At 38.3% G+C, this 9,518-nt stretch carries 4 protein-coding genes; 2 read left to right on the top strand and 2 right to left on the bottom strand.

Annotated features, from left to right (window positions below):
• Positions 1–110: 110 nt before the first annotated feature.
• Positions 111–371, bottom strand: coding sequence for a hypothetical protein (locus tag ES765_RS20965; RefSeq protein WP_138116426.1), 261 nt, complete (start codon positions 369–371; stop codon positions 111–113).
• Positions 372–531: 160 nt separating this feature from the next.
• Positions 532–2,793: an alpha-L-fucosidase gene (locus tag ES765_RS20960; protein ID WP_138116424.1), complete on the bottom strand. Its 2,262-nt coding sequence runs from the start codon at positions 2,791–2,793 to the stop codon at positions 532–534.
• 607 nt (positions 2,794–3,400) lie between these two features.
• On the opposite strand from ES765_RS20960, the gene ES765_RS20955 reads away from it, so the two are divergent.
• Positions 3,401–6,544: a glycoside hydrolase family 2 TIM barrel-domain containing protein gene (locus ES765_RS20955; protein WP_138116422.1), complete on the top strand. Its 3,144-nt coding sequence runs from the start codon at positions 3,401–3,403 to the stop codon at positions 6,542–6,544.
• 793 nt (positions 6,545–7,337) lie between these two features.
• Positions 7,338–9,518, top strand: a 2,181-nt coding sequence (locus ES765_RS20950) for an ice-binding family protein (RefSeq protein WP_138116420.1), incomplete at its 3' end; no start/stop codon positions are given.

Below are 9,518 nucleotides of genomic sequence, written 5' to 3'. Positions count from 1 at the left end.
GTAACTTTAGAGTAGATTACCATAGATAGATTTTTAGATTAATGAATTGAATTTCAACACTTTAATTTACTGAAAATCTATCTTTTTTGTTGCATAATAATCAAATATTATTAATCGAACTCAGGTTGAGAGGTACGGTTAATGATTTGTAAAATAGCCCCCCCTTTTTGTACCAAATTCCCTTCTTCTGTTAAATTATTATCTAAAATACCTGCCACGGCAGAATATATTTGGTACAAACTATCTGGCTGTATGGTTGCAGATGCATATACAGATGATGTTAACCTTGTTTTTTGAGGAAGTATTTTTTCTTGATCCCGTTCACAAGAAAAGCAGAGCAGGATAAGTGTGATAATTGTAACATTACGCATGAGACTTCAATTGCTTAAAATCAAAGTAACCTGAAATTTAGAACTTAACCTATGAGTAAAGTCATAGTACAGGAATGTAACATGAAAATATCCTTTAGAACTGTGGTATTATAGTTTACCATTTTTTGGTACTATCATGAACTAGCATTTTATGCAAAAACTAATTAGAATAAAAATCAAGTTCTGCAATCGCCACCGAATTCCCTATACCTGCAATTTCATCGGTCTCTAATTTAATAAATCGCGTAGTGAAATTTTGCTTGAAGTGATGCATTCGCTGAGTTGGGTCATTGATCAAGTTTCCAAAGATAAAGGTGTCTTGTTTAGTCCAAATTTTACCATCGTCACTTGAGAAAATATGGCCTTTTTGAATCATTCCGTCAGCATTTGAAATTGGCGGAGTATATGCGAACGAGTTGATTTCCGTTTTCTTTCCTAAGTCTAGAATAACAAAATGGTTTTTAGTTTTTGCCTGAGACTGCCAATAGCTTTGTGGGTCCTCGTCAAAAATCAAATTGGCACCGTGCGTTTCTAGTTCGCTATCTCCACGTACCAGTTTCCATGTATTTTTGGGTAAACCAAATTTAATATTAGTACTACTTCCTGGCTTTCCGTTCATAAAAGCTACCGCCTTTATCTCTCCTTCACCAAATGAAAATGGTTTTGTAAACATTTTAGATTCCTGCGTTGGTTCTTGACCATCCTTGGTATAAAATATTTGCAATCCTTTATTTAAATTGGCACTTGCATTTTCTCCATGAGGATTCCATCCAAAATCTGACATTTTCGGTGATATGGAAATTTCACCTTCACAACTTCTAGTCAATTGTAGTTGTGGTGGTCTACTCTCGTAATAATGAGCAGAAATATGTTGTAAAATGGGTATATACCTAGATTCTAGAATACGCAATCGTAATTTATTGGTAGTTACCTCTGGGAAACGCAGTATTCTTTGGTAACCAATGTTTGTAGCCGTAGCAATTTCTTCCCAAGCACCATCTACCCAAGTATCTAAGGCATGTTTAGATATACGTTCACCATGTCGTTTAACATCTTCCTGAATTAAAAACCTGTTGATCTTTAATGCACTAGGAAAGGTTATCTCTACTATTGGTTGTTTACCGGTCAGGACTAGAAAAGTATCCTCATCTGAATCTAAAAGCTCTTTAGGTCCATCGGCATCAGCCAAAAGATTTGATCCATAAGTTTCTTGAATTCGTTTACCGGTTTCCTGTAACACTTTTACATCTTCATCAGAAAATCTACCTTGACGATTTGGTGGTATGTTCAGAAGAAAAATAGAGTTCCCACCCACCGATCTTTCATACATATCAAACACATCATCTGTACTCCTTACCTTTTGGTCCGTGTCATCCCTATAAAACCATCCTTCTCTTATTGAAGTATTTGTTTCCGCAGGTTGGTAATGTAAAAAATTGGAACCTACTAATTTTGAAATACTACCTACATCAGTAGTCGTAATATCCGCAAAAGAATTCATCGTATTAGGATCATCCATATAGGGTACCACATTCCATTCCGTTTCCCTAGTGGCTCCAGCTTCGTTACCACACCAACGCAAATCTTCTTTCCCAAAAACAACGGCGTTTGGCGCCAATAAATTGATTAATTGTTTCCAATCTGTGTATTTATAGGTTTGCCCGCCTTTTCGCTTTGGATGGGCACCATCAAACCAAACCTCATCAATAGGGCCGTATTCAGTCAATAGTTCAAATAATTGATTGAGAAAATATTCATTGTAATCATCCACTTCAAACTGAAAGGTTGCTTTGTTATCAAAAGGCCTTCCTTCTACTTGCCTAGGAATCGTTCGGTTGGTGTATGTACTTAAGTTACCATACAGACCGTCTTTATTTTCAATTTGATATAAATCTGCAGGAGAAAGATAAACACCCAACTTAAGACCATATTTCTGACAGGACTCGGACAATTCTTTTAGAACATCTCCCTTTCCATCTTTATATGGTGATGTCATTACCCCATGTTCTGTATACCTACTTTGCCAAAGCACAAAACCATCATGGTGTTTAGCTGTAAAGATTACCTTTTTCATACCAGCAGCCACCATAACTTGGCACCACTGGTCTGTATCTAAATTTTGGAGGTTGAAAACACTGGGATCTTCCATACCATTGCCCCACTCCTTTTTTGTAAAAGTATTTGGCCCGAAATGTACAAAGGCTATAAACTCATCCTTTAAGGCTTCATATTGGTTTTTTGTTGGTACCACGTGCGCAGCTTTTATACGTATGGAATCTTGGGTATCATCTGAATCTAAGGATATAGTGTTTGTAACTGAAAATAGCACCTCTTTTTCAACGCTATTAGTACAAGAAATAACTAGTGAAATGGCTACAGTTGCTAAAAAATAAGATAGAGCAGATTGAAATTTAATTGTCATAAGTATACATAACTATTTAATAGTGGAATTTGTATCCAAATCAAAAGTATCTTTTTTGAAATAAATCCGTGCACTTTTCTATACTCCTTGTTGATGTTTTTTACTTCTTATAAGTATTAATCCTTCTAGAGCGTATAAATAGCGTTTATTCACAACACAAAAATGTGAACCTAAAATAGGTCACATTTTATAATTTCTTCGAGAGGACAGAACTAGCAATCACCATATATTTCACTCAATATTAAATTATTACTTTCATTCTTTCAAATTAGGTAACTTTCGGAATGAATTTGTTCGTAAAATCAATTTGTCTCAGATACTATGTATTAACAACTTAACGGTTCATTTATTGAATGACTAATAGACCTAAATAATGGAATAAAATACTCGAAAATTTTCTAAATTATAACTGTTGTATTTCAATACGTCTTAACGCTATCATTAATAGTAGAATACTAATTATGTCCATTAAAATAACACAAACCTTCTACTCTAAACGCATTGTCAAGAGAAATACCGAAGAACTGTAGTTTTATCTTAGGAAGCTATATAAAGAGGATTTTGTAATAATTAATTCGAAACGAAGAAGTAGTCAAAAATTATAAATATGAACGCTAAACTTAGTACCCTTGCTTTCTTACTCTCGGTAGTGGTCGGATTCACTCAAGAACCTTTGCCTAAAGTACCTGAACAGATCAACCATTTTAACCATAAAATATTTGAGGAGAATAAACTTCCGCCTAGGGCCTCTTTTTTTGGGTTTGAATCCGAGGATATTTCAAACATCCGAAATTCAAAACGTTTTCTAAACCTGAACGGTGACTGGAAATTCCATTTTGTAAAAGACCCCAAGCAACGACCTGTTGCTTTTCAAAACACGAATTTTGACGACAGCGATTGGAAAACGATTCCCGTTCCCTCAAACTGGGAAGTTGAAGGTTATGACCATCCTATCTATTTAGATGAGCGCTATCCATTCGATACCAAATGGCCAAATGTACCTACGGATTATAATCCGGTTGGCACGTATCGTAAGGAAATTAATCTTACTGCAGCATTTTTATCTGAAGAGACTATTCTTCATTTTGCTGGTGCCAAATCGGCCATGTACGTTTATGTCAACGGTAACTATGTTGGCTATTCTCAAGGCAGTAAAACCCCTGCGGAATTCAATATTACGGAACAACTATCAGAAGGAAAGAACCTAATCGCCCTACAATTATTTCGTTGGAGTGATGCCAGTTATCTGGAAAGTCAAGATATGCTACGTATGAGCGGTATTGAAAGAGATGTTTACCTCTATACCCAACCTAAGGTCTTTGTTTCGGATTATTACGCCTACACCAATTTGGACGACACCTATTCAAACGGAATCTTTAAGGGTACGGTTTCTATTAGCAATGCTAGCTCTAAATTGGCTTCCCGAAAAATAAGGCTTGAATTGGTCGACGGCGAAACATCGGTTCATAGCTTTACCGAAACTTTGGAAATTCCTGCGAAAAGCACCATTGAATTTCATACCGATAAGCTTCTAGAAAATATAAAACTATGGTCAGCGGAAATTCCAAACTTATATGGATTAGAAATCATTTTGGAGGATGAAGAAAATACGAAAAACAAAGAATATATCAAACGTTGGGTCGGTTTCAAACGGGTAGAAATCAAAAAAAGTCAAGTGCTTTTCAACGGAAAATCTATATACATCAAAGGCGTAAATCGCCACGAGACCGACCCTTTTACCGGCCACGTGGTTTCTAGAGAATCCATGGAGAAGGATATTCAATTAATGAAAGAAAACAATATTAATGCCGTGCGTAGTTCGCATTACCCTAATGACCCCTACTGGTTGGAACTCTGTGATAAATACGGGCTTTATGTAGTAGATGAGGCCAATATCGAGAGCCATCCCTTGGCTATCGACGAAAAAACACAGATCGGTAACGAAATGAGCTGGCTTCCCGCACACATAACTCGTACTCAGCGTATGTATTACAGAGACCGCAACCATCCATCCATTTACTCTTGGTCTTTAGGCAATGAGGCCGGGGAAGGAGAGGTTTTTAGGCCTACCTATAAATGGTTAAAAGAACACGACGACAACCGGATCGTGCAATACGAACCTGCGGGAAAGGACGATTATACCGATCTGTATTGCCCCATGTACCCAAAATTCGAATATTTGATCAAACACGGAGAATCGGATTCCGACAAACCTTCCATTATGATTGAATATGCTCATGCAATGGGCAATTCGGTCGGGAATCTACAGAATTACTGGGACATCATCGAAAAATACCCGAACCTTCAGGGAGGCTTTATTTGGGATTGGGTAGATCAGAGTTTGGAGTACAAAGACGAAAATGGCAAACCGTACTTAGCTTATGGTCACGATTTTCATCCAGACCTACCTACCGATGGGAATTTTTTGAATAACGGTCTTGTCGATCCATATCGGAATCCGCATCCCCATCTTTCGGAAGTCAAAAAGGTATATGAACCCGTACAATTTCAGTACCAAGGGAACGGAACTGTAGAAATTGAAAATAAAAACTTTTTCGCCGATTTTTCTGATACTGAACTACATATGCGACTTCTTGTCAATGGCAAAGTGGAATATAAGTGGACAGGTATTACTGTGAATGTACTGCCAAGAGAGTTTCAAGAAATCAAACTTGACCCTATTCCAAATACCTTTATTCCGGAAGATGAATACATTCTAGAAATAAGTCTTATCCAAAAAGAGGCATCGCCCATGCTGCCGAAGGGACATGAAATTGCTTGGGATCAGTTTATGCTGCATGAAGCGATAAAGCCTCTTTCTTTTGCACCTTATGGCAAGCCTTTAAAAATCAATACTTCTGGTGAGGATATTCAAATAGAAAATGAAAAAACCAACCTCAGAATCGATATCAGGACTGGGGAAATCATTTCGTGGATCTTTCAAGGTTCGGAAATCACCAACCAGCCGATACGACCAAATTTTTGGCGACCTCCTACGGATAACGACCTCGGTAATGATATGCAAAATCGGTTGAAAATTTGGCAAGACGCAACCTATAATTATAAAGCGGAACTTATAGAACCTCCAAAAAAATCAAGACAGAAGGTTGTATTTAAAGTCCGATACACCCTTCCGAACAATGAGGCCGAGGTAATGATAGTTTATACGTTGGCATCCAATGGGCGATTGAAGGTCAATTACAACTTCGAACCCAAGCAAAAAGATTTACCGAAGATTCCCAGAATCGGAATGTACATGACCCTACCCCAGAATTTCACCGAAGTCACATGGTATGGGAACGGGCCGGAAGAAAGCTATTGGGACCGTAAAACCGCGGTGAAAACAGGAATTTACAACGGAAAAATAGTTGATCAGTTTCATCGCTATCCACGACCGCAGGAAACGGGAAATAAGACCGACGTGCATTGGGCAAAAATTTCAAACGACAAAATTTCGCTAAAAGTCCAATCAGGGAACCATTTGTTAAATACTAGCGTTTGGCCCTTTGTAATGACCGAACTTGATTTCAATGCCGAGAAAGACGGTGCCGAATCTGCATCAGGATTGGTACCCGTTACCAAAAATCATGGAGCGGATATTAAAATCGGAAACACGGTACAATGGAATATAGATTATTTGCAAATGGGTGTAGGTGGCGATAATTCATGGGGAGCTTTGGTGCATGATGAATATATTATCAACCCTCAGCCCTATACCTATTCATTTATTCTTCAACCAATAAAAAATTAATTGGTCGATTAGTAGTATGGAGTAGTCTTCGAAAAAAGAAGAGCAACTTGAATAGGTGGGGAATATCTGATTAATTTCCATACTCAGGTATAAAACAAATTATACCTGAGTATCCCCGGAAGTTGAAAGTCCTACAGTTTAAGCTTGGCCAAACAAGAACCTTTTGTAGGTTAGGAGGTTACACAACTTTTTAGAGACTTTTAGTATGTTTTCGCCAGAAACTATACTTGCCTGGACCCTATTCTGCAGACAACTATACAGTTGGTTTTGATACAATAGGTGGCACTGGCCGTTTTGATAGCACAGTAGCAAGAATAGATATTGTCGACTATAAGGTATTCAGTTGAGGAACAACGAATAGACCTAAACATTCTGTGCTATTTTATATTTAAAAAAAGGGTATACACTTTGGGTTAATTAATGATTTTACTGTACTAAAAAGTAATAAAACTCATTCTTTTACTAAATAACTCCATTCATCGACACTTTTCTCACTTTCAACTATAGATAAAAGGCTCTTACCGAAGGTAAATAATAGTACTGATTTATAGCCATAATCTTACGAACACTAAGTTAGTTCACTACTTAAAAAAACTTATCAGCTACGTATTTGGACGGATAATTTCATATTAACGTTCGTTGACCGTTTAAATGGTCGTTTAAGGATAATTAGTATTAATAAGGTGTAAACAGATGTAGGTTCGCCTTACAAACAGCTGACACTGTTAAACATAGGATAAATCCTACAAGTAGTTAGTCGTTTAGATTAATTCCTTTTTTATAACCACCCACGATGAATAAAAAACTACTATTTAGTTTAACAACTATTTGCCTATTATTTTTCTCTACTGTAAGTTTTAGTCAAACACTTGAATTAGGGACACTAGCCCCTTTTGAAACTTTTGCAGGAGCTGGTGCTATCACAAATGAAGGAACCTCTGCAGGCGATGCCGGAACAAATGCTGGAATAATTAGCGGTGCCGGATTTGATTCGGCAAGCGGGTATACAGGTACCACATACACTAATAATCCTACAACTGTTCAGGCTAGAATAGATTTGCTTCGGGTATATATACATCTTGATGATGTGTTTGTTACGGAGCCTAGCACTCATCTTCCCGCTTTTGGTGGTGGAGAAACTATTTCACCTGGTGTTTATTCCATAGGTGGTGCTGGATCTGTAGCTGGAGCTCTTACTCTTGATGGAGGAGGAGATCCTAATGCTTTTTTTATAATGAAATTTGAAGGAGCACTTACAGTAGGGGCAGGTTCAAAAATTATTTTAAGTAATGAGACACGTGCTGCTAATGTTTTTTGGATTTCTCAAGGAGCTATTTCTGTTGCTGCATCAAGTGCTATAGAAGGAACTTTATTTGCTCACCCTGGAGCTGTTACTCTTGGAGTGAATAGTACCATAAATGGGAGACTCTTCACCTCTGAAGGAGCTGTAACTATTGCTGCTGGCGGTGAGGCTAAAATGCCTGTTGGTAATAGTACCATTCCAATAAAATGTTTAAGTGATTGTACAGCTGTTGATGCTTTGGACATCTTAGGAAGTCTTAAGGATTTTGCGCTTTTTACTAGTGCTGGTGCTGTGGCAAATGCTGCTACATCCGGTATAGTTGGTGATATTGGTACAAATGCTGGTGCTATAAGTGGTTTTTTAACTTCAACTCATACGAATAAAGACGGCACCAAAGGAAATTCTTACACTGCAGATGCTGTTACGAAAAAAGCCGTAATCGATTTAGATAACGCTTATGAGAAACTTATGCTTTTAGAAAATACGGAAACTGGACACACGCCGGCTTTTGGAAGTGGTGAAACTATAAATTCTGGGGTTTATTCTATTGCAGGAGCAGGATCTTTAGCAGGAACAATAACTTTAGACGGTCAAAATGATCCCAATTCAATATTTGTTTTCAAGTTCGCAGGGGCATTCTCAGTAGCGGCACAATCAAGAGTGATTTTAACTAATGGAGCGAAGCGTTGTAATGTTTTTTGGCTTGGTGGAGCAGGAGTTGCTACCGGTGCCGTTTCTATAGGAACTTTCACGTATATGAAAGGAACAGTTATTTCCCATGGAGGAGCCTGTACCGCAGGAGCAAATTCAAGTATTGAGGGAAGAATGCTTTCTACTGGTGGAGCCATTGGGTTTAGTACAGGTGTAATTTATAATGATACACTTTGCTTTGATGAACCTGTAGATTCAGATCCAGCTGTTGCCTTGGTGAAAACCGCCAGCGTGAGTGGAACAGGAACCCTAGGAGATGTTATTACCTATACCTTCAGAGTTGAAAATACTGGAGATACTGCTTTGAGTGATGTCATGGTAACCGACCCAATGTCAGGATTGACAATCACTGGAAGCCCAATTACTTCTTTAGAAGTGGGTGCTTCTAGCTCAGCTATCAAAGGAACATACACCATTACGCAAAATGATATTGATGAAGGAAGTGTAACCAACTCGGCTTTGGCTACGGCTAAAGGTCCTGAAGGGAATGACATAACCGATACCTCTGGTACAACAAACGAGAATGACACGCCAACGGTAACAACCTTCACCCAAACTCCAACTGTTGCCTTGGTGAAAACCGCCAGCGTGAGTGGAACAGGAACCCTAGGAGATGTTATTACCTATACCTTCAGAGTTGAAAATACGGGTAATACGACTTTAACCAATGTCGTGGTAACCGACCCAATGGTAGGATTGACGATCACTGGAAGTCCAATTACTTCTTTGGAAGCGGGAGATTCTAGCGATGCAATCACTGGAACATATACCATTACACAAGATGATATGGATGCAGGAGGGGTAACCAACTCGGCTTTGGCTACGGCTAAAGGTCCTGAAGGGAATGACATAACCGATACCTCTGGTACAACAAACGAGAATGACACGCCAACGGTAACAACCTTCACCCAAACTCCAACTGTTGCCTTGATTAAGAGTGCCGTCGTGAGTGGAACGGGA

Source organism: Maribacter sp. ACAM166 (assembly GCF_005771495.1).
Classification (GTDB): Bacteria; Bacteroidota; Bacteroidia; order Flavobacteriales; family Flavobacteriaceae; genus Maribacter.
The sequence above is the reverse complement of the archived record's forward strand: the minus strand, read 5'-3'. Positions and strand labels throughout refer to the sequence as shown.